We start from the raw sequence: 25,394 nt of genomic DNA on the forward strand, positions 1-25,394 counted from the left end.
TTCGCCCGCTCGTCGCATCCACGGCAGAATCGATGCACACCCTCGAGGAGCCCCCATGTCTCAGCCCGATACCGCCCGCCTGCTCATCGCCTGCGACGACCAGCCCGGCATCGTCGCCGCCGTCGCCGGGGTGCTCGCCGAGCACGGCGCGAACATCATCTCGCTCGACCAGCACTCGACCGATTCCGAGGGCGGACGCTTCTTCCAGCGCACCGTCATCCACCTCGACGGCCTGTCCGCCGCGCGCCCCGCACTCGAGGCCGACATCGCGGCCGTCGCCGAGCGCTTCGGCATGGAGTGGTCGCTGCACGATGTCGCCCGCCGCAAGCGCGTCGCCATCTTCGTCTCGAAGTACGACCACTGCCTCATGGAGCTGCTGTGGCGCACGCAGCGCGGGCAGCTCGACATCGACATCACGATGGTCGTCTCCAACCACCCCGACCTGGCGGAGTCCGTCCGCTCGTTCGGGGTGCCGTTCGTGCACATCCCCTCCGGCGACAAGGCCGCGATGGAGGAGCGTCAGCTCGAGCTGCTGCGCGGCAACGTCGACCTGGTCGTGCTCGCGCGCTACATGCAGATCCTCACCGACGACTTCATCACCCGCCTCGAGGTCCCGGTCATCAACATCCACCACTCGTTCCTGCCCGCGTTCATCGGTGCGAACCCCTATGCGCGCGCCAAGGATCGCGGCGTCAAGCTGATCGGCGCGACCGCGCACTACGCCACGGCGGACCTCGACGAGGGGCCGATCATCGAGCAGGACGTCACGCGCGTGACCCACTCGGAATCGGCGGCACAGCTGCAGAGCCGCGGAGCCGACGTCGAGCGCCTGGTGCTCGCGCGCGCCGTGCAGTGGCATTCCGAGGACCGCGTGATCGTGCACGGCAAGTCCACCGTCATCCTCTAGCGGCCGGCTCCTCCCCGGCGTTCCGGTTCTCGTCGCTCCGGGCGTCGCTCGGGGCCGCATCGGGGACCCCCGCCGCCAGCTCGGCGAACACCTCGGCGGCGGTGTCGTACTCCACCAGCGGCGCGGCCTGCCCCATCCACAGGGACTGCAGCGCGCCGAGGTTCTGCTCCCCCGCCGCCGTGCGGAATCGTCCGGTGAGCCAGTTCTGCATCGGGAACGGCGCGATCGTGCCGCTCGCCTCGATCGCCCGCACCACGCGGTTGCGCGCGCCGCGGGCGAGACGTCCGCTCATCGCACGCGTGAGCACGGTCTCGTCGGCCGCCGTCGTGCGGATCGCGTCGCGGTGCGCCTGGTTGGCTGCCGACTCCGAGGTCGCGAGGAAGGCGGTCCCCACCTGCACCCCGGAGGCGCCCAGGGCGAACGCGGCGGCCACGCCTCGTCGGTCGGCGATGCCTCCGGCCGCGATCACGGGCACGTCGACCGCATCGACGACCTGCGGGACCAGAGCGAACGTCCCGACCAGCGACTCCTCGGCGGGGCGCAGGAACGACACCCGGTGGCCGGCCGCCTCCGCCCCGGTCGCGACGAGCGCATCGACCCCTCCCTCGGCGAGCGCGACCGCCTCCGCCACGGTGGTCGCGGTGCCGACGACCCGGATACCGCGACGATGCGCCTCTTCGACGAGGGCGGCGGACGGCACGCCGAACACCACGCTCAGCACCGCGGGCTCGACCTCCCAGATCGCGTCGAGCTGCTCCTCGAGCGAGGGGTTGTATCGCTCAGGGCGGGCGGGGACGTCGACGCCGACCGCCTCGTAGAACGGCTGCAGCGCCTGCGCGAACACCGTGTGCTGCGGATTCGGCTCGACCTCGTCACCCATCGGGAGCCAGATGTTCACCGCGATCGGTCGGTCGGTCAACGCACGCAGCTCCGCCCCGGTGGCGCGGATGCGGTCGCCGTCATAGCCGTACAGGCCGAAGGAGCCGAGCCCGCCCGCCTCGCTCACCGCCGCGGTGAGCGTCGTGGACGAGAGCCCGCCGAAGGGGCCGAGGATGATCGGATGCTCGATCCCGAGCAGGGCGCGGAGGTCACTCATGCTTCGACGTTACGCCCGCGGCGTACCCGCGAGGCCACCCGTGACGGAGGGAGCCCCGGGTCCCGGTGCTACCCTCGCTGGAGAAGGGAGCGCGCACATGAGCGAGTGGTTCGGGCAGATGCTGACCTTCGTCGCGACCGCGCTCGGCCTCGTCTCGATGCCGGACGCCGCGGCCCTCGGCCTCGCGATCGCGCTCCTCGCCGTGACCGCCCTCACGCTCGCCATCGTGCTGAGCGTGCGCCCGGAGGCCTCGTCCGACTCCCCGCATCCGTTGCGGGCGATCGACGTCGGCACCATCCTCACACAGAGCGATCCTGATGCCGCCGGGCATCCGCGCCCTCGGGCGCCGGGAGTCGCGACCGCCGCGTAGTCCGTTCCGACGGGACGACGCGGCTTTCGCCGACCCTTCCCGACGCCACGAACGGACACTTCCATGGACCCCTTTGCCTTTCCCCCACTCACCGCCCTCCTCGACGCCGCCTACGGCGCCCTGACCGGACTCTCCGATCTCCTCACCCCGATCGCCGGGGCCTCCGCCGCCGCCCTCGCCGTCGTGCTGGTCACGCTGCTGGTGCGGGCGCTCCTCATCCCCGTCGGCATCTCCCAGGCCAAGGCCGAGCAGACCAGGGCACGCCTCGCCCCGAAGCTGCGCGAGCTGCAGCGCCGCCACAAGAAGAACCCCGAGCGCCTGCAGAAGGAGATGATGGCGCTCTACAAGGCCGAGAACACCTCGCCGTTCGCGGGGATGCTCCCGGTGCTGGCGCAGGCCCCGGTCGTCGGCCTCCTCTACACGCTGTTCCTCCGCCCGGAGATCGCCGGACACCCGAACGCCCTGCTCGCGCACGACCTGTTCGGCGCTCCGCTGGGCACGAGTCTGGTCTCGGCGCTCTTCGGCGGCACGGCCACCCCGGCGACGTTCCTGGTCTTCGGGGTGCTGCTCGCCGTGATGATCGCGGTCGCCGAGGTCACCCGCCGCGTGTTCCGCCCGACTCCCGTCGAGGGCGACGACTCGCCCCTGAACTCGCCCACGATGATGCGCGTCATGTCGGCGATGCACTACCTGACGGCGGTGTTCGCCGCGTTCGTGCCGCTCGCCGCCGCGCTGTACCTCACCGTCACGGTGGTGTGGACGCTCGTGCAGCGGGTCATCCTGCGCCGCCGGTACCCCCTGCCCGTCCCGGCGGTCAGTCGGGCAGCGGTATCGGCGCGGTGAAGGGCCCGGAGGGGCCGCCGTCGCGGCGGTCCCTCCGCACACCGAGCGTGGTCCCGACGCTCGCGGCGATCACGAGGCCCACGGCCAGCATGCGCAGCGGGGTCGCGTCCTGCCCGAGGATCAGCCAGCCGGCCAGGGTCGCGAACGCCGGTTCGAGGCTCAGCAGCACCCCGAACACGCGCTGCGGCAGACGGCGCAGCGCCGCGAGCTCGAAGGTGTACGGGATGACCGACGACAGCACCGCGGTGATCGCCGCGAGCAGCAGGAGCTGCGGGTCCATCGCCACGGTCGAGACCGCCGGGATGCCGACAGGGATGAGCAGCACGGCCGCGACCACGAGTCCCATCGCCAACCCGCTGTTCCCGGGGATGAGCGCGCCGACGCGGGCGCTCATCCGGATGTACATGATCCAGAAGCCGGCGGCGATGAGGATGAAGACCACGCCGAGCGGGTCGAGGGGCTCGGCGCCGATCAGGCCGTCGATGCCGAGCACCACCATGCCGAGGAGGGCCACGCCGACCCACGCGGCATCCGCGAGCCGACGCGTGAGCACGGCCGCGAGCACGAGGGGTCCGAGGAACTCGATCGCGACCGCGGGGCCCAGCGGGATGCGGTCGATCGCGGCGTAGAAGAAGCCGTTCATCGCGGCCAAGGAGACACCGAAGAGCACCGCGGCGAGCCACTGCGCGCGCGTCCACTTCCCCGGTCGCGGCCGCACGAGCACCACGAGGAGGATGGCGGCGATCGCCACGCGCAACGAGGTCACGCCCCAGGGGCCGAGCACCGGGAACAGCTGCGCCGCGACCGCCGCGCCGAACGGCAGCGACAGGCACGATCCGATGACGAGTGCCACCCCGACGAGGGGGCCGGAGGCGGCGGGCTTCTGCACCAGACAAGCTTAGGCGGCGGCCCCCGGGGGAACCGCCGCCTCCGCGCGAAGCGTCCGGGTCAGAGCGCCTTGCCGCCCGTGACCGCGATGACCGATCCGGAGGTGTACGACGACTCCGCCGATGCCAGGTACACGTAGGCGCCCGCGAGTTCGGCCGGCTGCCCCGCCCGGCCCAGCGGGGTGTCCGCACCGAAGGTCGCCAGTCGCTCGGCGTCCCATCCGGTCGCGGGGATCAGCGGCGTCCAGATCGGGCCGGGGGCGACGGCGTTGACCCGGATGCCGCGGGGGCCCGCCTCCTCGGCGAGCGCCTTCACAAACGCGACCTGGGCGGCCTTCGTCATGGCGTAGTCGATCAGGCCCGGCGAGGGGTTGTACGCCTGGACGGACGCCGTGACGATGATGCTCGCGCCCGGTTCGAGGTCGGGATAGGCCGCCCGTGCCGAGAACAGCAACCCCGCGAGGTTCGTGTCGAACACCCGGCGCATCCGCTCGGTCTCGAGGCTCTCGAACCCGTCGATGTCGTGCTGGTAGCCGGCGTTGAGCACGAGGACGTCGAGTCCTCCCAGCTCGCGGCGCGTGCCGGCGACGATCTCGGTCGCGAACGCCTCGTCGCGCAGGTCGCCCGCGAAGCCCACGCCGGTGCGCCCGGTCTCGCGGACCAGGGCGAGCGTGTCCTCCGCGTCGTCCTGCTCCTCGGGCATGTGCGCGATCGCGATGTCGGCTCCCTCCCGGGCGAACGCGATCGCGACGGCGCGGCCGATGCCGGAGTCGCCACCCGTGATGAGGGCGCGGCGTCCCTCCAGCCGGCCGTGACCGGCATAGGTCTGCTCGCCGTGGTCGGGTTCGGGGCGGGTCTTCTCGGTCAGTCCCGGCTGGTCCTGGTGCTGGGCGGGGAAGCCCTCCTCGCGGTGCGCGTGCCGGGGGTCGGGTGTGTCGTCGGTCATGGCCGGTCCTCCTCGTCTGGTCGAACTCGTCTGGTCGAACAGGACCCAGCCTCCCCGATGCCCCTCGCCTGGCATCAGGGGGTTGACATCCCTCCGCTCCGACCCGGAAGGCGGTCGAGGCCCCGGGGTACGCCGAGACCCACCGGCGGAGGCGTCTCCACGGGTGGGTCTCGGTGGTGCCGACGGGTGTCGGCTTCAGGTGTTCGGGGTCAGAGCGGAGGCGTGACCGGGACCTCTCCGCCGCCGGGCTCGTCGCCCGCCTCGGCGGGTTCCGGCACGAGGTACAGCCCGCTCGGGGCGTTCGCGGTGAAGGCGAGCGCCTCGATCCATGCGCGGTTGATGGAGGGCTGACGGCTGCCGAAGTACTTGAAGACGAGGGAGCTGCCGGGCTGGATCCACACCGTCGTGCGCCCGCCGCCGACGCTCGCGTCCTCGCGCCAGCTGAACGGGAACGGCTCACCTCGGCGCAGCTTCGCGGTGATGACGAGCTGCAGATGAGTCAGAGCGCGATCCTCGATCTCGGTCTTGACTCCGCCTTCGTAGACGAACTTTCCCATTCCATGCTCCTTGGTTCTCTGTCGCACCGGGACAGGGGCTTGCCCCCATTCTCGCGCATGCGGGGTCGAACCATCGACGGCGGAAGTCAACCCCCTCGGCGGAACCTGACGCGGGTCCTAACGTCGGAGTCCCAGCTCGAGGAGGCACTGCCATGAACGCACGACACATCGACGACCGTCCCGACGAGGGCTACACCCCGACCACCACGCACGCCCAGTGGGGCGCGGGCAATCCGCGACTGCGGATCACGCGCGACGACGAGCGCACCGAGTTCGCGCTCGAGGCCGACGTGGTGCGGATCGGCTCCGCCGACGGCAACGAGCTCCGTCTGCCCGAGACCGACCCCGTGCACGCCACGATCACGCACGACGACCGAGACGAGTACGTGCTCACGCTGCACGGCGAGGGTGAGACGAATGCCAGCCTGGGGGCGGATGCGACCCACCCCGGCGACGACTCCGAGACGCTCCGCACCGGCGCGCACTTCACGGCGGGCCCGTGGACGCTCGTGTTCGCCCGCGACGAGTTCGCCGATCACGGACGGCCCTTCGGAGGCCGATCGGGCGGCGAGTACTCCGACCAGCCGCTGCAGCCTCCGCGCCCGGACTACGACGAAGGCGAAGAGCGATGACGACCACGCGCGACCTCATGACCCCGAGCCCGCGCTGCATCGGTGTGAACGACTCGCTGCGCATCGCGGCGTCGGTCATGGCCGACCTCGATGTCGGCGCGCTGCCCATCTGCGGCGAGGACAGCCGACTCAAGGGCATGCTCACGGATCGCGACATCGTGGTCGGGGCCATCGCCCTGGGGATGGATCCGGAGACGACCCCGGCGGAGGCGCTCGCGAAGGGCAAGCCGATCACCGTGGACGCCGACGACGACATCCACGTGGCGCTCGACCGGATGCAGGAGAACCAGATACGTCGGCTCCCCGTGATCGACGACCATCGGCTGGTCGGCATCGTCAGCCAGGCCGACATCGCCCGCTCGCTGTCCGCCGCCACGACCGGCAAGACCGTGGAGAGCATCTCGCGGTGACCGGGCAGGACGACCACTCTCAGCCGCCCGGGCCCGACGGCCCGAGTGCCCTCGAGCACCTGAGCCGGCTCGCGGTCGAGCGACGCGTGCGCGTGGGCGTCGCGGAGTCCCTCACGTCCGGCCGTCTCGCGAGCACGGTCGGCGCCGGCGACGCCGCGTCCGACTGGTTCGCCGGGGGCATCGTGGCCTATCTGACCGACGTGAAGGAGCGCGTCCTCGGCATGGCGCCCGGGACCGATCCCTGCTCCGCCGAGTGCGCCGAGCAGCTCGCCCGGGGCGCACTCCGCCTCTTCGACGCCGACCTCTGCGTGTCGACCACCGGGGTCGGCGGCCCCGGTGGTCAGGGCGGCCACCCCGCCGGGACCGTGTACCTGGGATGGGCGACCGCGGACGGCGTCGGCCATCGACGGCTGGCGCTGGTCGGGGAACCGGAGGAGGTCCTGGTCGCGAGCGTCGACGCCGCCGTCCGACTGCTCGCCTTCCACGCGGAGGGCCTGCGTCCGCTCGGACCCCGCCGTGGAGCGCGGAGCCCCGAGTAGAGCGGTCGTCAGGAGCCGGGCAGCAGCCCGATCCGCAGCGGAGCTCCCGGCGCCGCCGCCTCCCCGAGCGCCGCGTCGATGTCGGAGAGGGCGCGGACGGCGCCGACCGCATCGCCGAAGGGGTACGCCCGCCCGCGCCCGGCGAGGAACGCGACCGCCTCGGCCAGCTCGGCCCCCGTGTAGTTGTGGATGCCGGCGACCGTGACCAGGCGCCGCACGATGCTCTCCGCGTCGAACGGGACCGGGTCGGCCGGGAACACGCTGCCGACGAGCACGACCGTCCCGCCGACCGCCACCCCCGCGAGGGCCTCACCCACCGCGTGCCCCGACGCCTCGATCACGACGTCCGGGTCGCGGTCGAGACTCGTCGCGCCGAACCGTGCCGCGAGCGCGCGCCGCTCCGCGTTCGGATCGAGCACCTCGACCGTCGCACCCTGCTCCGCGGCGATGGCCGCGGCGGAGAGTCCGACCAGCCCCGCGCCGTGGATCCGCACGGCCGCACCGTCGAGGTCGCGGTCCTTCGCCGCCCGCGCCACCGCGGCCCAGGCGGTCGCGGTCGCGCACCCCGCGGGCGCGAGGACGGATGCCGGCAGCGCCTCGGGCACGCGCACGATGGTCGTCCCCTCCCGCAGCTGCACGTGGCTCGCGAACGCCCCGGTGAGATCGCCGTGCGCGCCGACCCGATCGTGGCCGTACTTGCCCAGGGCGCGGCACTTCTGCGGCATCCCCTGCAGGCAGCGGTCACAGCTCGCGCACGAGATCGTCACCGACCACACCACACGATCGCCGATGCGCAGCGGGGTCCCGTCGACCGTGTGCGCGCCGGTGTCCCCGGTCGCGATCACGCGCCCGACGCTCTCGTGACCGAGCACGAGCGGCGTCGGAGCCGGGCGACGCCCCTGCACGGTGTGCACGTCCGAACCGCAGATGGTCGACATCTCGACCGCGACGAGCACGTCGCCGTCGGCGAGCGCGACCCCCGGGACGGCGATCGTCTCGTGCGGGTGGCCTTCGCCGATCCACACCATCGCGGTCGCCGCCGGGCGCAGGGCGACGTCTCGGCGGTGGCCGGGAGGACGGATCAGCAGGGTTCCCATGTCGGCCCGCTCAGGAGGCCGCGACGAGCGGGAGCAGCTCGCGCTGGACGAGCACGTCGCGCAGGGCGGTGATGTCGCTGAGCACGGCATCGGCACCCGCGCCGCTGAGGGCAGGACGGTCGTGGGCACCGGTGAGCACACCCGCGACGAAGCCCGCACCGGCCCGACGCCCCGACTCGACATCGCTCACGGTGTCTCCGACGACCGCGACGGCCGCGACGGAGGAGGTCTGCGTGCGCAGCAGCGCGCTGAGCACGAGGTCGGGCGCGGGGCGTCCGCGACCGGCGTCGATCGGCGACAGCGCCAGGTCGATGAGTCCGTGCCAGCCGAGGCCGTCGAGGAGCGCCTCGCGCGTGACCGGCGCGAAGCCCGTGGTGAGCACGACCTTCAGCCCGGCATCCTTCAGTCCCTGGATCGCGTCGGCCGCGCCGGGGATCTCCGAGACGCCCTGCTCCGCGACGATCTCGGCGTAGGCGCCCTCGAAGGCGGCGGTCGCGCGCTCGGCCGCGACGACGTCGCCGCCGGCGAGATGCGTGAAGACGTCGATCTTCGACTGCCCCATGGTCACGCGCACGTAGTCGAGCGCTTCGGCCCACGGCATCCGGTCGGCGACGCCGGTGCGCTCGGCGGCGCGCTGGAACGCCTGCTCCACGACGCCGTCGTCGAGCACCGTGGTTCCCGCCATGTCGAGGACGACGAGTTCGAGAGGAGTGGTCATGATGTTCCTTCCATTGCTGCCGCCCACCCGAAGGCGGCGGTGAGATTCTGTTCGGCCAGGCCCAACCCCGTGGTCATCCCGATGCCGGTGGTCGCGGCGAGCACGAGCACGCCGTCGTCGCCCCGGTCGATCAGGAACTCCTGCCGGCCCTTCGCGTACACGCCCTGCCAGCGCTCGAGCACGCGGGGTGCCGGCGCATCGAACAGCGCCTCCGCCTCGGTGAGGAACGCGGAGAAGGCGGCCTCGGGCTGGAACGGCGCCGGCGCTACGGCCGTGGTGTGCGAGTCGCCGATGATGAGCGTGCCGTCGGGCAGCTGCGTGTACATCTGGTTGAGGTCGATCGCGGCGAGGTCGGGGCGCTCGGCGTGCAGACGCTCCCGCAGCGCGGTGGCCTCCGGTCCGTCCGAGAACCGGCCGTAGCGGACGAGCGACCAGCCGGTGAGCAGCGGTGCGGCGAGCGGATGCCGGAACGACACCGCCGCCCGCATCATGTCGAGGGCGCAGCGCACGACCCCGTGGCGTTCGGCGACGTCGGGCAGCAGCTGATCGATGTCGTGGTTCACGGCGACGACGACGCTCGCGCAGCCGATCGGACCGCGGGTGGTGTCCACACGGCCCTCCCCCACCGCGGTGACGGCGGTGCGGAAGCGGAACTCCACGCCCCGCTCCGCCAGGTGACGGACGATCGCGTCGGCCGCCGTGCGCGGATCGGTCTGCAGGTCGGTCTCGATGTGCGCGCCGCCGACGAGCCCCTCGGCACGGAGCGGTGCGAGGCGCAGGAGCTCGGCGGCCTCCAGCATCCGGATGCCGCCGTCACTGGCCGCGGCCTCGAGCACGGCGAGCTCGTCGTCGTGGCGGGCCGCGACGAGTGTGCCCGACTCGCGCAGCCAGAAGCCCGCATCCTGGGAGAGACGCAGCCACAGGTCGCGCGAGGCGTCGGCGTAGCGTCGCGCCTCCCCTCCCTGCGCACCGATGCAGAGGTGCCCGAAGTTGCGGATCGTGGCGCCGATCGGCGCCTCGGTGCGGTCGACCACGATCACGCGCAGACCGCGCCGCACCGCCGCGTAGGCCGCACCGAGACCGACGATGCCGGAGCCGACCACGACGAGGTCGGCCGTGTCGAGGGGACGATTCATCGGAACACCTTCCGCATCCACATGGCCAGCCCTTCGACGACGAGCACGGTGGCGAGGATCATCAGCACGATCGCCGTCACGGTCTCGTAGCGCGAGCCCTGGCTGGCGTTGAGCAGGTAGTAGCCGACACCTCCGCCGCCGACGATGCCGAGGATCGTCGCCGCGCGGATGTTCGTGTCGAGCATGTAGAAGCTGTGGCCGATGAGCGCCTGCATGCCCTGCGGCACGGTGGCCGAGGTGTAGGTCTGCAGACGTGTCGCCCCCACGGCGCGCAGCGCGCGCTCGGGGCCGCGGTCCACCTCTTCGAACGAGTCGGCGATGAGCTTGCCGAGCAGGCCGATGCCGCCGATCGCGAGGGCGATGACGCCGGCCTGCGCACCGAGGCCGGTGATGACCACGAGCACGATCGCGAGGATCAGCTCCGGGATGCCGCGGATGCCGACGAGCAGCAGTCGCGCCGTGCCCCGCGCCCCCGAGCTCGGAGCGACGTTGCGGGCCGCGAGCGAGCCGAGCACGAGCGACGGGAGCAGGGTGAGCACGGTCGCGGCGAGGGCGATGGCGACGGTGTCGCGCATGGCCTGGAACATGGTGCTCGCGTCGTAGTTGCCGAACGACGGCGGCCAGAACTTCGCGGCGACCTCGGGCAGTTTGGCCCAGAAGGTGAGAAGGTCCATCCAGTTGATCTGGCTCACCACGACGCTGCCGATCACCACGAGCACGGCGACGACGCCGGCGATCGTGTGTCGCACGCGCTGCGCGGTCCAGGGCCGACGCACGGCCGACTCCGGACTGGCCGCCCAGGCCGGGCGCCCCGCGGGAGCTGCGGCGGCGCTCGCTCCGAGACGCGGGTGCAGGAGGCGGTCCATCCACGAGCGGGTGTGCTTCTGCTCGCCGAGCATCGCCCCTCGGACCATGCTGGAGACGATCTCCATGACGATGCAGAGGAGGAAGATGACCAGCGCGATGCCGAGGCCCTTGCCGTAGTTGAGCGACTTGAAGGCGTACGACATCTCGAGGCCGAGGCCGGCGACGCCGACGTAGCCGAGCACGACGCTGCCGCGCAGGTTGATGTCGTTGCGGTGCAGCACGGTGGCCACCCAGCTGGGCAGCACCTGCGGCAGGATGCCGGACGTGAACTCCTGCATCTTCGAACCGCCGGCCGCCCGGATGGCGAGACGGGGGCCTTCGTCGATCTGCTCGATCGCGTCGGCGAACATCTTCGAGATCATGCCGATCGAGTGGATGCCGATGGCGAGGATGCCGGGAAGCGTGCCGAGCGAGAACATCAGCACGAACGCCATCGCGAGCACGACGTCGGGGAGGGCGCGCGTGAGGACGCCGACGAAGCGGGCAGCGGCGCGCCACCCGTTCCCCGGCGTCGTGTTCGAGGCGGCGAGGTAGGCGATCGGCACCGACAGCACGGCGGCGAGCAGCGTGCCCACGAGCACCAGGCCCACCGTGAGCGCGATCAGCCAGGCGAGGTCGCCGGGCTCGGGGAATGTGAGGCCGCCGACGCGCGCCATGAAGTTCTCGGCGTTGCCCCAGCTCTGCACCATCGCCGGGATCGAGATGTCGACGTCGCGGACGGCGAGGATGCCGAGCACCACGAGGGCTACGAGCGTGAGGGATGCCGCGATCCGCTCCGGCGAGATCGGGCGCTTCGGGGCGCGCTCCGCGACACCGCGTCCGCCGCCCTGAGGTGCCGATCCGCCACCGTGGATCGCGGAGTCCGTCGAGGCGTCCAGAGCCGTCATGATGCCGCCACCTGGGCCGCGGCTTCCACGAGCTCCTCCTGCACGGCACGGATCTCGGCGGTCGTGGTCGCGACGCGTCCGTAGATCTCCATGACCTCGGCCTTGGTGAGGTCACCGGTCGGGGTGTCCAGCACGACCTCGCCGTGACGCAGGCCGACGATGCGGTCGGCCCACGAGATGGCGAGGTCGACCTGGTGCAGGCTGCACACCACGGTGAGGCCCTCGTCGGCGGCGATCTCGCGGATCAGCGCCATGACCTGCTCGCTCGACTCGGGGTCGAGCGACGCGACCGGCTCGTCCGCGAGCAGGATCGCCGGCTTCTGCATGAGGGCGCGGGCGATGGCCACCCGCTGCTGCTGTCCGCCCGAGAGCGTGTCGCTGCGCTGGTAGGCGCGGTCGAGCAGCCCGACGCGGTCGAGGTGCTCGAGCGCGGTGAGCTTCGAGGCCCGCGAGTAGCCCCAGAGGCCGAGACGCGGTCCGCGCACACCGGACAGGGAGCCGGTGAGTACGTTCTCGAGCACCGTGAGCGACGGCACGAGCTCGAACTGCTGGAAGATGAAGCCGACGCGGCTGCGGAGATCGCGCAGCGCCCTCCCCTTGAGCGCGGGGACCTGGGACCCGAGCACCTCGACGGAGCCGGACGTGGGGATCTCGAGGCCGTCGAGATGCCGCAGCAGGGTGGACTTCCCCGAGCCGGACAGCCCGAGGAGCACGACGATCTCCCCGCGGGAGACCTCCAGCGAGGCGTCCTTCAGGGCGGTCGTCGTCCCGAAGGTCTTCGTCACGCCGTCGAGACGGATGAGGGCGTCGGATGCAGTCATGTCAGTTTCCTGTCGGTCTTCCGGTCGTGGAGCGAGCGAAGCTTCCCGGTCGTGGAGCGAGCGGCGCTCCCCGGTCGTTGAGCGAGCGAAGCGAGTCGAAACGCCCCACCCGGCGCGAGACGCCGGGTGGGGCGGTTCAGCGGGTCAGGCCTTGCACTGCTCCGCTTCGGTCTCCTTGCAGATGTCGCGGATCAGGTCGTAGTACGCGTCGTCGACGGGCTTCGTGGCGTAGAACACGCTGCGGAAGGCGTCGGAGTCGGCGCTGTCGATGCCGGCGGCGATGATGTCGTCGATCGTGATCTCGGAGAGGCCGTCGATGAGCTTCTTCGACACGTCGTCGGGAAGCGTGGACGAGTAGACGAGCGGCGCACCGGGGACCATCGTCTCGTCGATGACCTTGACCTTGTCGGACTTGGCGACCTCGGAGTCCTCGGCGAAGCCCGCCTCGCACTCGACGCCTTCGCCGACCTTGGTGACGCTCACGTCGTGCTTGCCCGCGAACACCGGGGTGATGTCGGTCTTGGGGTCGACGCCCGCCTTGAGGAGGTTGTACGACGGGAAGAGGTAGCCGGAGGTCGAGGACGGGTCGACGAAGCAGACCTTCTTGCCCTTGAAGTCCTCGAGGCTCTTGATGTCGCTGTCCGCGGGGACGATCGCCTGCGAGTAGTAGCCCGGCTCCTGGCCCTCGGCGGTGACGATCGAGGAGATCGGGGTGAGCTTGGCGCCGTTGTTGGTGGCGGTGACGTACGTGAAGCCGGAGAACGACGCGACGTCGACCTTGCCGGCGACGGCGGCCTCGATGAGGGCGGCGTAGTCGGTCGACTCGTGGTACTCGACCGTCTTGCCGGTGATCTCGGCGATGTAGTCCATGAGGGGCTGGTAGTTCGTCTCGGTGTCGACCGAGTCGGGGACGACGCCGAAGACGAGCGTGTTCTCGTCGACCGCGAACCCGCTGGTGGAGGACGACTCGTCGGCGCCGGGGGTGCCGGACGCGTCAGCCGAGCCGGAACACGCGGCGAGGCCGAGGGCGAGGAGCGCGACGCCGGCGAGGGCGGGGAGAGCGCGAAGCTTCATGAGGACCTTTCAGGGTGTGAGGGGTGATCCACGGAAGACTCTCGCAGGTGCCGAGCCGAGATATGTACCTAACTCGAAAGAGTTCAGGGCTCGTTTACCCAGCATTAGCCTGGATGAACACTCCTGTAACGTGCTCACGCCGGACGGGCTGACGAAGTAATGTACCTATGTGGCCGAAGCTGTGTACACCCAGATCGCTGACGACCTCCGCGCGCAGATCGCGGCCGGAACGCTCCGCCCCGGCGATGACGTGCCCACCGAGGCCGAGCTCGCCGAGAGGTGGCGCACATCGCGCGGCCCGATCCGCAACGCCCTGGCCGCCCTGCGCGGCGAGGGTCTGCTCGAGACGAGCCGAGGGCGCCCGGCGCGGGTCGTCGCCCGCAAGGCCAACCAGGCCGTGGACGTGTCCGTCCCGTTCACCCGCTGGGCGCGCGAACTCGGCGTCGCGCCCGGCGCGCAGACGCAGGAGTTGAGCCTGAGGCGCGCCGGCGACATGGCGGCGGCCCTCGGCGTCGAGCCGACCGACACGATCGTGAGCGTGGTGCGGCTGCGCCTGCTCGACGGCCGGCCGACCATGCTCGAGCGCCTCAACTACACGGAGGCCGTCGGTCGCCGACTGTTCGAGGTGAACCTCGACGAGATCTCCATCACGGAGTACCTGTCGTCGGTCGGCCACCCGATCGTCACACTGCAGCACGTCATCGACGCGGTCGCTGCCGATGAGCAGGACGCCGCGCTGCTGCGGGTGCCGCGCGGGACTCCCATCCTGCGGCTCAACCGCACCTCCCGCGATGCCGAGGGGAGGATCTTCGAGGCCTCCGAGGATCGCTACCTGAGCGAGGTGGTGCGCTTCACGGTCGCCGCATCCGGCATCTCGACCGACGGCCACTACATGCGGGCGGTCGGCGCGTAGCGAGCGGGAGAGCCGCCGCGGAGAGCCGGAGAATCGGCCCGTTAACGCAGAAGGCGATCGCGAGCGCGCAAGTGTTTCAGAAGCCAGAAAGACCGCGCCCGCGATCGCAGCGCTGGGGACGCTTTATCTGGGGAGCCTCCAGATTACGGGGGCGGGCAAGCGCTTCTGAAGAGTCGAACGTCGAGACTCTCCTAGACTTTCGTCCAGGGTCTCGGAGACGGAGAAAAAGCGCGCCTCCACACTCTAGGGCATCACACGACCGGAAGACGTGCCGACACGACCCAATGTCCCTCGACCTCTCCGGCGCTGAACTCGCCGCTCGCGCCCATGACGCGCTCGGCCATGCGGCCGAGGCCGGTACGGCTGGAGGAGAGCTCGCGGCGCGGTGTCGTCGGGAGCGGGCTGCGCAACGTGAGGTGCGCCACCTCGTCGTCGACGTGGAGAAGGATCTCCACCTGGCCCGGACCTGCGTACTTGAGGATGTTGGTCGCGGACTCGCGCACGATGCGCGCGAGGACGATCTCGACCGCCCGCGGGATCCGCTCGTCGGCGGGGTCGCCTTCTCGGACCACGGTGTGGCCGGCCGACTGGAATTCTCCCTGCGCCTCGTCGATCGCCTCGGCGAGGTCGCCGGTCTGCACACTCGACGACTGCGGTCCGTCGTCGGCGAGCTCGATCACGAAGCGGAGATCGGTCATGGCCTTGCGGGCCGCGACGCGGATCGCCTCTTGCGAGTCGCTGCTCGTCTGCGGGTCTTCGAGCATCTGCACGTGCAGCGACACCACCGTGAGGTGGTGCGCGATGCTGTCGTGCAGTTCGCCGGCGATCCATCGTCGCTCGGCGAGTACGGCCTGACGCTCCTGCTCGGCCGCCGCTTCGAGTTCACCTTCCAGTCGGCGTCCGCGAGCGAACGCCAGTCGCAGAGCGAGCCCGACTGCTCCCGCCACTGTCGCGAAGATGAGGTAGATGCCCACGTTCACAGGAACCTCGGAATCGCCGTAGGCGATGACGCCGGTGGCGACGAGGAACCCTGCTGTGTAGGACAGGATCAAGGATGTCCACCCGAGCCGCATGACCAAGGCAGCAGCGAATGCCGCCGTGATCAACACCTGGGTCTCCGTTCCGGTGAGGAAGGAGAGCCCCAAGGCCGCCCCCAGCGCGCATGTCGCGATGAGTGGGGACCACAGGTAGAGGGCGAACACGGCCGATGAGGCGATGCTCACCGCGGAGGTGAACGGGTTGACGTTCGGATCGGTGAAGAGTCCGATGACGTCGACGGCGATCATCACGCAGATGATCGCGAGGATGACGATGCGTTCCACACGGCTGAGCCGCTCGCCTCGACCGAGTCGGAAGATATCGGGCGTTGCCCGAGTCGACTGGTCAAAGGCCATGGTGCACTATCTCCTATATGCCAGCTATCCTAGCGGTAGAGACCAAAAAGCTTGCCAACCTGCTGCCAGAAAGACATAGGATTCACCTCCATTTACTAGCCGTTCGTTGATGTCTGTATTCATCTTCTCGGCGAATCCCCGCGGGCACATCGGACTCTGGTCCAGACCTTTTTGGCCAAAGGTCTACATCGCTCTCGCGCGTCGCGCGCGCCGTTAGGCTTCCCCCATGCAGGAAATCCGTGTCGTGATCGTCGATGACGATCCCCTCGTGCGCTCAGCGCTGTCGCACTTCGTCTCCCGCGACCCCGAGATCTCCGTGATCGCGCAGGCGGAGGACGGGATCGAGGCGATCGCGACCGTCGAGAGAGAGCAGCCCGACGTCGTGATGATGGACGTCCAGATGCCCGAGATGGACGGCATCGAGGCCACCGGCGTGATCGCCGAGCGCTGGCCGCACGTCCGCGTCCTCGCGGTCACCACCCTCGACGGCAGTGACACCGTGCTCCCGATGCTGAGCGCCGGCGCCTCCGGCTACCTGCTCAAGGACTCCAGCGCGGAGGAGATCGTCACCGGCGTGCGGGAGGTGCACAGCGGGGCGAGCTCGCTGTCCCCGCGCATCGCGTCGATGCTCATCAAGCACGTGCGCGACTCCACCCCGGTCGCGGCCGACGTGGATGCCCTCGAACCGCTCACCGAGCGCGAGGCCGAGGTGCTGCAGTGTCTCGCCCAGGGGATGTCCAACGCGGAGATCGCCAAGGCGCTGATCGTCTCGGAGGGCACCGTGAAGGCGCACCTCGGTCGCATGATGTCGAAGTGGCACCTGCGCGACCGCGTGCAGATCCTGGTCACGGCCGCGCACGCCGGACTGGTCAGCTTCCGCTGAGACGCGGTTCGGACACGACGATGAGCCCGCCCGTTCCCGGATGGGCCGCTCATCTCCTCGGGCTCCCGGGGGCGGTGTCGTTCCGCCGATACCTGCCGATCGTCCGCGCCGCGGGCACGCTCGGAGAGCGGATGCGGGCGCTGGACGACGCTGCTCTCCGGGCTGAGGCCGGATCGCTCGACCTCCGCACCGGCGTCCGGCAGCTGCCGCCGGACGCGACCGCCCGGTATCTCGCGATCGCGCGCGAAGCGGCCGATCGCACACTCGGCCTGCGGGCGTTCGACGAGCAGCTCCTCGCGTGCTGCGCGTTGCTGTCCGGCCACGCCGTGGAGATGGACACCGGCGAGGGCAAGACCCTGGTCGGCGCTCTCGCGGCCGCGGGGTTCGCGACCGCGGGCAGACGGGTGCACGTGATCTCGGTCAACGACTATCTCGCCGAACGCGACGCCACCTGGATGGGTGCCTTCTTCGGTCTGGTCGGGGTGAGCGTGGGCTGGGTCGGCCAGCACACCCCTCCGGAGGATCGGCGCACCGCCTATCGATCTGACGTCGTCTACGCGCCCGTGAGCGAGATCGGGTTCGACGTGCTCCGCGATCGCTTCGCCGTCGCCGACGACGAACGGGTCGGACCGGTGTTCGACGCGGCGATCGTCGACGAGGTGGATGCGGTGATGATCGACGAGGCGATGGTCCCCCTCGTCCTCGCGGGCGCCACGGACGATCAGGCGGACCCGTTCGAGGAGGCCACGGCGCTCGTGGAGAGCCTCGTGCCGGACGCGGACTTCACGGTGGACGGCGAACAGGCGACCGTGAGCCTGACCGACGACGGGCTCGACCGGGTGGAGGAGCGGCTCGGCGGGATCAACCTCTACAACCTGGAGCATCTCGGCATGCTCACCCGCATCAACCTCGCCCTGCACGCGCGGGTCCTCGTCCACCGCGACGTGGACTATCTGGTGACGGACGGCAGGATCACCCTGATCAACACCACGCGAGGGCGGACAGCGCATCTGCAGCGCTGGCCCGACGGGCTCCACGCCGCGCTCGAGGCGAAGGAGCACCTCGCCGCGTCCGCTCCCGGCGCGATCCTCGACCAGATCACGGTCCAGGACCTCCTCCTCCGCTACGAGACCCGATCGGGGATGAGCGGCACGGTCACCCCGGTGGCGGAGGACCTCCTCGAGTTCTACCGCCTGCCGGCGGGCAGGGTCGAACGCCACGAGCCGAACCGCCGGGTCGACGGACCGGATGTCATCGTCATGAGCGAGGACGAGAAGACCGCGGCCGTGATCGAGGAGATCGCCGCACGCCACCGCTCGGGACAACCGGTGCTGGTCGGCACCCAGAGTGTCGCCGAATCCGAGACGCTCGCCGATCGCCTCCGCGCGACGGGCATCCCGGTGCGGGTGCTCAACGCGAAGAACGATGCGGAGGAAGCGGCCATCATCGCCCGCGCGGGCGAGTACGCGGCCGTGACGATCTCGACGCAGATGTCCGGGCGCGGCACGGACATCAGGCTCGGCGGGCCCGACGAGGAGGACCGCGACCGCACGGTGGGAGCCGGGGGTCTCGCCGTGATCGCGACCGGCAGATACCCCTCACGCCGTCTCGACGCACAGCTCCGCGGGCGCGCGGGTCGGCAGGGTGACCCCGGCGTCAGCCGCACCTTCCTCAGCCTCGACGACGACCTCGTGCGGATGCATGCGACCGCCGAGATGCTCGCCCGCATCGACCGTCAGCGGGACGCCCTGCCCGCCCTCGAGCGTCGGCGCATCGCCGACCAGTGCCAGTCGATCGCCGAGAGCATGCGCACCGACCGTCATCGTGCGACCTGGGTCTACAACCGCGCCATCGCGGCACAGCGCGACGCCGTGCTGCGGCACCGGAGCGACGTCGTCGACGGAGATGTCTCCGACGCCCGGATCCGCGAACTCGTCCCCGAGCAGTGGCGCCGACTCGTGGCGGCCCGGGGCGCGGATGCCGTGTCCGAGACCGCGCGCGCCGTCGCGGTGCACTTCCTGGACGAGCAGTGGGTCACGCACCTCATGGTCCTCCAGGAGCTGCGCGACGGCATCCACCTCCGCGCCCTCGGTGGCGAGAAACCGGCCGACGAGTTCCACCGGCTCGCGCTCCGCGAGTTCCAGGGCTTCTTCGACGGCGCGTACGGCAGCACCGCGGACTTCCTCCGCGAACTCACCCCGGACGACGTCGGACGCGACCTCGTGGATCTGGGCCTCCGCCGGCCGTCGGCCACCTGGACCTACATGGTCACCGATGACCCCTACGGCTCCCCCGGCGACCGCTTCGTCCGCCGAATCGGGAAGTTCGTCCGCTCCCGACTCCTCGACCTGGAGTAGCCGGAGGGAGCGCTGCGGCGCGCGCCAGCGACGGTCCGGGTCCCACCATGCGGGTCCGCGGATCTGCGGGATGCCCCTGTCCATCCGGATCTCCCATCCCGACCGGTCCAGCGAGCGGTGGTGCCACCAGCACAACGGCACACCGTTGTCGGTGTGCGTCTCGCCACCCCTGGCGTGCTCGATCACATGATGGATCTCGCACCAGGAAGCGGGAACATGGCACCCGGGTATCAGGCATTCACGATCACGGGCGACGATGGCACGCCGCTGATGAACCGTGAAAACCCGGTCGGTCACGGACACACCGATGATGCGTCCCGCATCGAGGAGCACACGCTGGATCGCCCCGCCGCACGCGGCCTGTCTCGCCACCCCGAGGGGGACAGGAGCCTGCGAGCCGGCGATCGTCGACCACCCTGCTCCTGTCGCGATGTCCTTCACATCCGCCTGCACCACCAGAGTGGGTGCGGCGCCGGCCAGCTTCGGCATCTCATCGTGACGAGCTGCGATCCCCATCGCCGCGGCCAGCGCATCGTGACGCTTCTGCGCCGCGGTGCGGGCATCGATCACGGCGCGCGGATCGGCGTTCCACGGATCTGTGTTCCCAGGATCGGTGTTCCCGGGATCGCCTTCGGCCGCCACGGCGTCGGAATCTCGGAACACGACGCCCGGATGCGGCGGACCGTCGGTCTTCGGATTGCACTGCGCGTCGATGATGAGTTGCAGCTGCGCCGCGGCATCCGGCAGCAGATTCCCTCGGAGCGGGTGCACGCCGTCGCGCAACCGCCCGACCGTCACGAACCGCTGCTGTTGCGCCCGGAGGTCGGAGGGCTCCGCACCATCAGGGTCGAGGGCCATCGCCAAGGCCTGCGCGAACTGACGGATGTCGTCCGGCGTCGCCGGCGGCGCCGTACCAGCATCGGCATCGGCATCGGCATCGGCATCGGCATCGGCAGGACACCCGCGCGCGAACGCGGCGAGCGCGGCATCCGCCGTCAACCGGTCGGTGACGCCGATCCGATCCCCGGCCTGATCGATCGGTCCGGTCGCCGCGAGAACCCCGGCCACCCCGATCGCACCGTCGAGGAGTGCCTCACGAACCTCGGGGTAGCGTGCAGGAAGCCGCTCCCCCGACGACAACGCCACCTCACGTCGCACGGCGGATGCCGCCTTGAGCATCTTCGATGCACCGGGAGCGTCGACCCGCGCCACCCGCTGCAGAAGCTCGTTCGTCGAGCGGCAGCCGAAGCCGTCGGAGAACCGCGGCTCGGCCGAGGCCACCGTCGCCACGATCACCGCCTCCACGCGGCGGAGCGCGTCACCCGCAGCGCGCAGGGCGTCCATCCGCTCGGCATCCGTGAGCGCGGTGAACACATCGACGGACAGCACGCGATCGAGATCGGCGACGACCTGATCCACAGCATCCGCGAGGGAGTTCATACCCTCGATTCAACGCCGGGCCACGGACATTCCGCCCCCGAAACAGCCCTGTTCAGCAGCCCTTTTGCGGAATATCGGAATGCAGTCGAACAGAGCCGGCGCCCCACGCTCACAGCGCGAGCAGCACGATCCCCGCGACCACCACGAGGGACGCGCCGATCCGCCACCACGGCTTCGACTCCCGCAGGACGAACACCCCGAACAGACTCACCAGCACGACACTCACCTCGCGCAGCGGCGCGACCAGCGCGACCGGCGCGATCTGGATCGCCGTCAGCACCAGGATGTAGGACAGCGGCGACAGGATGCCGAACACGACGATGCGGCGCCACTGCGTGCGGCCCAGCGCCCAGACCGCTCCCCACCGGCGCCGGACCGCGATGGAGTAGAAGGGGATCTGCAGCAGCGTGGTGCCGACCATGAACGCGACCGGCGAGAGGTTCCAGGTGCGCACCGCGTGCGCATCCCAGATCGTGTAGATCGCGATCGTGACGCCGGTGAGCAGACCGAAGAGGATGCCGGGGTCGATGCGGCGGGCGCCGCCACCGCGTCCGCGGTCGACGAGTCCGATGGCCACGACACCGACGATCACGGCGGCGACGCCGATCAGCGCGATGAACGAGGGCCTCTCGCCGAGCAGCAGCACCGCCACGATCACGGACAGGAAGGGTCCGGTGCCGCGCGCGGTGGCGTACACCGTGGAGAGGTTGCCCTCCCGGTATCCACGCTGGAGCACCGCCATGTAGCCGACGTGCAGCACCGAGGACACGACGACCCCGAGGGCGAACGACCAGAGATCGTCGGTGCCGAGGCCGCCGGTGAACGGGACGACCCCGACCCACACGAGGGTGCTGCCGACGGCGCCCCACCAGAGGAACGGCACCCCGGCCCTGCTGATGCCGTGAGCGATGATGTTCCACGCGGCGTGGGCGACCGCCGCCCCGAAGACGAGGACGAACGCGAGTGCCGACACGATGAGACCCTTCCGTTCGGCGCGGGCGCGACGAACAGGGTCCTCCGGGCTTTTGTCCTGTCAGATGACGGCCCTCCTGCGGAGGAGGACCGTGGCGCCGCTCGGACCAGGCGGGTGCGAGACCCCGGAACCCTAGGCGCTATCGAGAGCAACCCTAACGCGCGCGGATGAACGGACGGGAAACGGCCGCGCCGCGTTCTCCGGGCGGGGGAGGGATCCCAGCGCCGCGAGTACGCTCGAAGCAAGCCCGTCTCCAGGAAGGCACTCCATGCCCGTCACCCCGGTCGCCCTCTCGCACGCCGAGGATCTCGCCGACTTCGTCGCCGCCTCGCCCTCCAGCTACCACGCGGCCGCCGAGGTCGCCCGCCGCCTGGAGGCCGCCGGCTTCGCCCGGCTGCAGGAGGAGGACGCCTGGCCGACTCCTGCCGGAGGACGGTACGTCGTCGTCCGTGACGGTGCGACGATCGCCTGGACGGTCCCCGAGGATGCGACCGCCACGACGCCGGTGCAGATCTTCGGCGCGCACACCGACTCCCCCGGTTTCAAGCTCAAGCCGCAGCCGACCACCGGATCCCGCGGGTGGCTGCAGGCCGCCGTCGAGGTCTACGGCGGGCCGCTGCTGAACTCCTGGCTGGACCGCGAGCTGCGCCTGGCCGGACGCCTCGCCCTCGCCGACGGCCGCGTCGTGCTCGCCGACACCGGCCCCCTGCTGCGCCTGCCCCAGCTCGCGATCCACCTCGACCGCGGCGTCAACAACGGCCTCGCGCTCGACAAGCAGGTCGAGACGCAGCCGGTGTGGGGCCTGGGCGATGCGAGCGAGGCCGACATCCTCGCCGAGCTCGCCGCGTCCGCCGACGTCGCAGCATCCGACATCCGCGGCTACGACGTCGTGATCGCCGACTCGGCCCGGGGTGCGGTGTTCGGCAAGGACAGTGCCTTCTTCGCCTCGGGTCGCCTCGACGACCTCGCCTCCGTACACGCCGGCGTGGTCGCCCTCGAAGCGCACGAGCCGGCAGCGGGAGGGCCGATCGCCGTGCTCGCGGCCTTCGACCACGAGGAGCTCGGATCGGAGTCGCGCTCCGGCGCGGCCGGACCGTTCCTGGAGGACGTGCTCGAGCGTCTCTACGCCGGGCTCGGGGCCGACGCCTCCGAGCGTCGCCAGGCCTATGCCTCGTCGTGGTGCCTGTCGAGCGACGTCGGTCACTCGGTGCACCCGAACTACGCCGCCAAGCACGACCCGGTGGTGCAGCCGGTCCTCGGTTCCGGTCCGATCCTCAAGATCAACGCCAACCAGCGGTATGCGACGGATGCGGTCGGAACCGCGTCCTGGCTGGCCTGGTGCGAGCGGGCGGGCGTGGCCACGCAGGAGTTCGTGTCGAACAACAGCGTGCCGTGCGGATCGACCATCGGCCCGATCACCGCGACCAGGCTCGGCATCCGCACGGTCGACGTCGGCATCCCGATCCTGTCGATGCACTCGGCGCGCGAGCTCGCGGGGGTCTCCGACCTGCATGACCTGACCCGCACCGCGCAGTCGTTCTTCGCCGGCTGAGTCGGTCGTCCCGCGGCGGCACATCCGCCCACCGGGGCCCCGGCAGTGCCAGGATGTCACCATGACGGACATCAAGCCGGCTCTCATCGAGCGCGCGGGCATCGAGATCATCCCCGAGTCCGAGCGGACCGCGAAGCCCCGCGACCTGTTCTGGCCCTGGTTCGCCGCGAACGTGTCGGTGTTCGGCATGTCCTACGGATCGTTCGTGCTGGGCTTCGGGATCTCGTTCTGGCAGGCGACCCTGGTGTCGGTCATCGGCATCGTGGTGTCGTTCCTGCTGTGCGGGCTGATCGCGATCGCCGGCAAACGCGGCTCCGCCCCCACCATGGTGCTCTCCCGCGCGGCCTTCGGGGTGCAGGGCCAGAAGATCCCCGGCATCGTCTCGTGGCTCACCTCGATCGGGTGGGAGACGTTCCTCGCGATCATGGCCGTGCTCGCCACCGCGACGATCATCACGCAGCTCGGCGGCGACGGCGACAGCATCGCACTGAAGATCATCGCCACCGTGATCGTCGCCGCCCTCATCGTCACGGCCTCCGTGCTCGGCTATCACACGATCATGAAGCTGCAGTCGGTGCTGACGTGGGTCACCGGCGTCGTGACCGTGCTCTACATCATCCTGGCCGCACCGACCATCGACCTGAGCGCCGTGCTCGCCCGCCCCGACGGCGGCATCGGACAGGTGATCGGCGCGCTCGTCATGGTCATGACCGGGTTCGGGCTCGGATGGATCAACATCGCCGCCGACTGGTCGCGGTACCAGAAGCGCACGGCATCCGACGGCGCGATCGTCGCCTGGAACACGATCGGCGGCTCGGTCGCCCCGGTGATCCTCGTGGTGTTCGGTCTGCTGCTCGCCGGGTCGAACGACGCGCTCCTCGCCGCAGTCCGGGACGACCCGATCGGCGCGCTCGCCTCGATCCTTCCTCCCTGGGTGCTCGTGCCGTTCCTGCTCACGGCCGTGCTCGCGCTCGTCTCGGGCGCGGTGCTGGGCATCTACTCCTCCGGGCTGACGCTGCTGAGCCTCGGCATCCGCATCCCCCGCCCCTCGGCCGCCGCGATCGACGGCGTGATCCTCACGATCGGCACGATCTTCGTGGTGTTCTTCGCGACCGACTTCCTCGGCCCGTTCCAGAGCTTCCTGATCACGCTCGGGGTGCCGCTGGCCTCCTGGGCCGGCATCCTGATCGCCGACATCCTCCGCCGCCGCAAGGACTACGACGAGGCGGCACTGTTCGACAGCCGCGGCCGCTACGGCGCCTGGGACTGGACCTCGATCGGCACCATGGTCGTCACCACGGTGATCGGCTGGGGACTGGTCGTGAACGGCTTCGCCGAAGACGCGCCCTGGAACAACTGGCAGGGCTACCTGCTCTTCCTCATCGGCGGACGCGACGGCGCCTGGGCGTTCGCGAACCTCGGAGTCTTCTTCGCGCTGGTCCTCTCGTTCCTCGTGACGTACTTCGCGCGCGCGGGGAAGATCCGTCGCCAGGAGAGCGCGTGACCTCTTCGACCGTCTCGGGAACCCCCGCTTCGGCAACCACGGCCCCCTGGCTCGTGGTGATCGATCCGCAGGCGATCTTCGCGTCCTCCGACTCCGCATGGGGGTCGCCGTTCTTCGCGGAGGCGATGCCGCGCATCCACGCCCTGGCCGCGACCTTCGGCGAGCGCGTGCTCGTGACCCGGTGGATGCCGACCGCCGACCGCTCCACGTCGTGGGGCGACTACTTCGCCGCCTGGCCGTTCGCGGATCAGCCCGCGGACGACCCGCTCTTCGACCTCGTCCCCGAAGCCGCCGCGCTGTCCCCGCATCCGACGATCGATCTTCCGACGTTCGGGAAGTGGGGCCCGCAGCTCGAGTCCGTCGTCGGGCACGGCGCGCGGGTGGTGCTCGCGGGGGTCGCCACGGACTGCTGCGTGATCTCGACGGCCCTGGCCGCGGCCGACGCCGGAGCGCACGTGACGATCGCGGCCGATGCGTGCGCCGGATCGACCGCCGAGAACCACGCGGCGGCGCTGCAGGTGATGGGCCTCTATCCGCCGCAGATCACGATCAGCGACTCGTCCGCGATCCTCGACGCGCGCTGAGCGGGTT

Annotated in this window: 24 protein-coding genes and 1 pseudogene; 12 read left to right on the plus strand and 13 right to left on the minus strand. The window is 70.7% G+C overall.

The window, feature by feature from the left end; all coding sequences use genetic code 11:
* The first annotated feature begins 55 nt into the window (after positions 1-55).
* Positions 56-907, plus strand: a complete 852-nt coding sequence (gene purU / locus MME74_RS14600; protein WP_267415782.1) for a formyltetrahydrofolate deformylase — start codon at positions 56-58, stop codon at positions 905-907.
* Here the strand turns inward: purU and MME74_RS14605 are convergent.
* The gene (locus MME74_RS14605) at positions 897-2,003 is read right to left on the minus strand and encodes an NAD(P)H-dependent flavin oxidoreductase (RefSeq protein WP_267415783.1); all 1,107 of its coding nucleotides are present in this window, start codon (positions 2,001-2,003) and stop codon (positions 897-899) included. The genes purU and MME74_RS14605 overlap by 11 nt on opposite strands.
* 97 nt (positions 2,004-2,100) lie before the next feature.
* Here MME74_RS14605 and MME74_RS14610 point away from each other — a divergent pair, with 97 nt between their 5' ends.
* Positions 2,101-2,373, plus strand: coding sequence for a DUF6412 domain-containing protein (locus MME74_RS14610; RefSeq protein ID WP_267415784.1), 273 nt, complete (start codon positions 2,101-2,103; stop codon positions 2,371-2,373).
* A gap of 63 nt (positions 2,374-2,436) precedes the next feature.
* Positions 2,437-3,216 carry a YidC/Oxa1 family membrane protein insertase gene (locus MME74_RS14615; RefSeq protein WP_267415785.1) on the plus strand — a complete coding sequence of 260 codons (780 nt, stop codon included), beginning with the start codon at positions 2,437-2,439 and terminating at the stop codon, positions 3,214-3,216.
* Here MME74_RS14615 and MME74_RS14620 read toward each other — a convergent pair.
* The 3 genes from MME74_RS14620 to MME74_RS14630 all read right to left on the minus strand — a co-directional run bounded on the left by MME74_RS14620 (position 3,188) and on the right by MME74_RS14630 (position 5,606).
* Positions 3,188-4,105 (minus strand): EamA family transporter, encoded by a 918-nt coding sequence (locus MME74_RS14620; protein ID WP_267415787.1) that lies wholly within the window; start codon positions 4,103-4,105, stop codon positions 3,188-3,190. The genes MME74_RS14615 and MME74_RS14620 overlap by 29 nt on opposite strands.
* Positions 4,106-4,164: 59 nt before the next feature.
* Positions 4,165-5,049 carry an SDR family oxidoreductase gene (locus tag MME74_RS14625; protein WP_267415788.1) on the minus strand — a complete coding sequence of 295 codons (885 nt, stop codon included), beginning with the start codon at positions 5,047-5,049 and terminating at the stop codon, positions 4,165-4,167.
* A 209-nt stretch (positions 5,050-5,258) separates the two neighbouring features.
* On the minus strand, positions 5,259-5,606 hold the full coding sequence (locus MME74_RS14630) for an ATP-dependent DNA ligase (protein WP_267415789.1): 348 nt from the start codon (positions 5,604-5,606) through the stop codon (positions 5,259-5,261).
* 152 nt (positions 5,607-5,758) lie between these two features.
* Between MME74_RS14630 and MME74_RS14635 the strand changes: the two genes are divergently transcribed.
* The 3 genes from MME74_RS14635 to MME74_RS14645 are packed head-to-tail and all read left to right on the plus strand — an operon-like array spanning position 5,759 to position 7,187.
* Positions 5,759-6,238 (plus strand): FHA domain-containing protein, encoded by a 480-nt coding sequence (locus MME74_RS14635; protein WP_267415790.1) that lies wholly within the window; start codon positions 5,759-5,761, stop codon positions 6,236-6,238.
* Positions 6,235-6,648, plus strand: coding sequence for a CBS domain-containing protein (locus MME74_RS14640; RefSeq protein WP_267415791.1), 414 nt, complete (start codon positions 6,235-6,237; stop codon positions 6,646-6,648). Before MME74_RS14635 ends, MME74_RS14640 begins: the two co-directional genes overlap by 4 nt.
* Positions 6,645-7,187 (plus strand): CinA family protein, encoded by a 543-nt coding sequence (locus MME74_RS14645; protein WP_267415792.1) that lies wholly within the window; start codon positions 6,645-6,647, stop codon positions 7,185-7,187. Before MME74_RS14640 ends, MME74_RS14645 begins: the two co-directional genes overlap by 4 nt.
* Positions 7,188-7,195: 8 nt before the next feature.
* On the opposite strand, the gene MME74_RS14650 is transcribed toward MME74_RS14645, so the two are convergent.
* The 6 genes from MME74_RS14650 to MME74_RS14675 all read right to left on the minus strand — a co-directional run bounded on the left by MME74_RS14650 (position 7,196) and on the right by MME74_RS14675 (position 13,787).
* Positions 7,196-8,284 (minus strand): alcohol dehydrogenase catalytic domain-containing protein, encoded by a 1,089-nt coding sequence (locus MME74_RS14650; RefSeq protein ID WP_267415793.1) that lies wholly within the window; start codon positions 8,282-8,284, stop codon positions 7,196-7,198.
* A gap of 10 nt (positions 8,285-8,294) precedes the next feature.
* Positions 8,295-9,002, minus strand: a complete 708-nt coding sequence (locus MME74_RS14655; RefSeq protein ID WP_267415794.1) for an HAD family hydrolase — start codon at positions 9,000-9,002, stop codon at positions 8,295-8,297.
* Entirely contained in the window at positions 8,999-10,138 is a 1,140-nt protein-coding gene (locus tag MME74_RS14660) for a TIGR03364 family FAD-dependent oxidoreductase (protein ID WP_267415796.1), read from the minus strand. Before MME74_RS14660 ends, MME74_RS14655 begins: the two co-directional genes overlap by 4 nt.
* Positions 10,135-11,892: a phosphonate ABC transporter, permease protein PhnE gene (gene phnE / locus MME74_RS14665; protein ID WP_267415797.1), complete on the minus strand. Its 1,758-nt coding sequence runs from the start codon at positions 11,890-11,892 to the stop codon at positions 10,135-10,137. The genes MME74_RS14660 and phnE overlap by 4 nt, the downstream gene beginning before the upstream one ends.
* The gene (phnC, locus tag MME74_RS14670; RefSeq protein WP_267415798.1) at positions 11,889-12,713 is read right to left on the minus strand and encodes a phosphonate ABC transporter ATP-binding protein; all 825 of its coding nucleotides are present in this window, start codon (positions 12,711-12,713) and stop codon (positions 11,889-11,891) included. The genes phnE and phnC overlap by 4 nt, the downstream gene beginning before the upstream one ends.
* A 144-nt stretch (positions 12,714-12,857) precedes the next feature.
* A complete protein-coding gene (locus tag MME74_RS14675) occupies positions 12,858-13,787 on the minus strand; it encodes a phosphate/phosphite/phosphonate ABC transporter substrate-binding protein (protein WP_267415799.1) in 930 nt (309 codons plus the stop codon).
* A 169-nt stretch (positions 13,788-13,956) separates the two neighbouring features.
* Here MME74_RS14675 and MME74_RS14680 point away from each other — a divergent pair, with 169 nt between their 5' ends.
* Positions 13,957-14,700, plus strand: a complete 744-nt coding sequence (locus MME74_RS14680) for a GntR family transcriptional regulator (RefSeq protein WP_267415800.1) — start codon at positions 13,957-13,959, stop codon at positions 14,698-14,700.
* A 251-nt stretch (positions 14,701-14,951) separates the two neighbouring features.
* On the opposite strand, the gene MME74_RS14685 is transcribed toward MME74_RS14680, so the two are convergent.
* Positions 14,952-16,022 carry a sensor histidine kinase gene (locus MME74_RS14685; RefSeq protein WP_267415801.1) on the minus strand — a complete coding sequence of 357 codons (1,071 nt, stop codon included), beginning with the start codon at positions 16,020-16,022 and terminating at the stop codon, positions 14,952-14,954.
* A gap of 298 nt (positions 16,023-16,320) precedes the next feature.
* Between MME74_RS14685 and MME74_RS14690 the strand changes: the two genes are divergently transcribed.
* Together MME74_RS14690 and secA2 are read left to right on the plus strand one after the other, a co-directional pair.
* Positions 16,321-16,977, plus strand: coding sequence for a response regulator (locus tag MME74_RS14690; protein WP_267415802.1), 657 nt, complete (start codon positions 16,321-16,323; stop codon positions 16,975-16,977).
* Positions 16,978-16,997: 20 nt separating this feature from the next.
* On the plus strand, positions 16,998-19,334 hold the full coding sequence (secA2, locus tag MME74_RS14695; protein ID WP_267415803.1) for an accessory Sec system translocase SecA2: 2,337 nt from the start codon (positions 16,998-17,000) through the stop codon (positions 19,332-19,334).
* A 255-nt stretch (positions 19,335-19,589) separates the two neighbouring features.
* On the opposite strand, the pseudogene MME74_RS18375 reads toward secA2, so the two are convergent.
* Positions 19,590-20,774 (minus strand): annotated as a pseudogene (locus MME74_RS18375) (DUF222 domain-containing protein); the annotation flags it as partial.
* Positions 20,775-20,883: 109 nt separating this feature from the next.
* Positions 20,884-21,747, minus strand: coding sequence for an EamA family transporter (locus MME74_RS14700; protein WP_267415804.1), 864 nt, complete (start codon positions 21,745-21,747; stop codon positions 20,884-20,886).
* A 268-nt stretch (positions 21,748-22,015) separates the two neighbouring features.
* Between MME74_RS14700 and MME74_RS14705 the strand changes: the two genes are divergently transcribed.
* The 3 genes from MME74_RS14705 (at position 22,016) to MME74_RS14715 (ending at position 25,387) form a co-directional block, all read left to right on the plus strand.
* On the plus strand, positions 22,016-23,299 hold the full coding sequence (locus tag MME74_RS14705) for a M18 family aminopeptidase (RefSeq protein ID WP_267415805.1): 1,284 nt from the start codon (positions 22,016-22,018) through the stop codon (positions 23,297-23,299).
* Positions 23,300-23,360: 61 nt separating this feature from the next.
* Entirely contained in the window at positions 23,361-24,803 is a 1,443-nt protein-coding gene (locus MME74_RS14710; protein WP_267415806.1) for a purine-cytosine permease family protein, read from the plus strand.
* Positions 24,800-25,387 carry a cysteine hydrolase family protein gene (locus MME74_RS14715; protein WP_267415807.1) on the plus strand — a complete coding sequence of 196 codons (588 nt, stop codon included), beginning with the start codon at positions 24,800-24,802 and terminating at the stop codon, positions 25,385-25,387. Before MME74_RS14710 ends, MME74_RS14715 begins: the two co-directional genes overlap by 4 nt.
* Positions 25,388-25,394: the final 7 nt, after the last annotated feature.

It is taken from the genome of Microbacterium oxydans (genome assembly GCF_026559675.1).
Classification (GTDB): domain Bacteria; phylum Actinomycetota; class Actinomycetes; order Actinomycetales; family Microbacteriaceae; genus Microbacterium; species Microbacterium oxydans_D.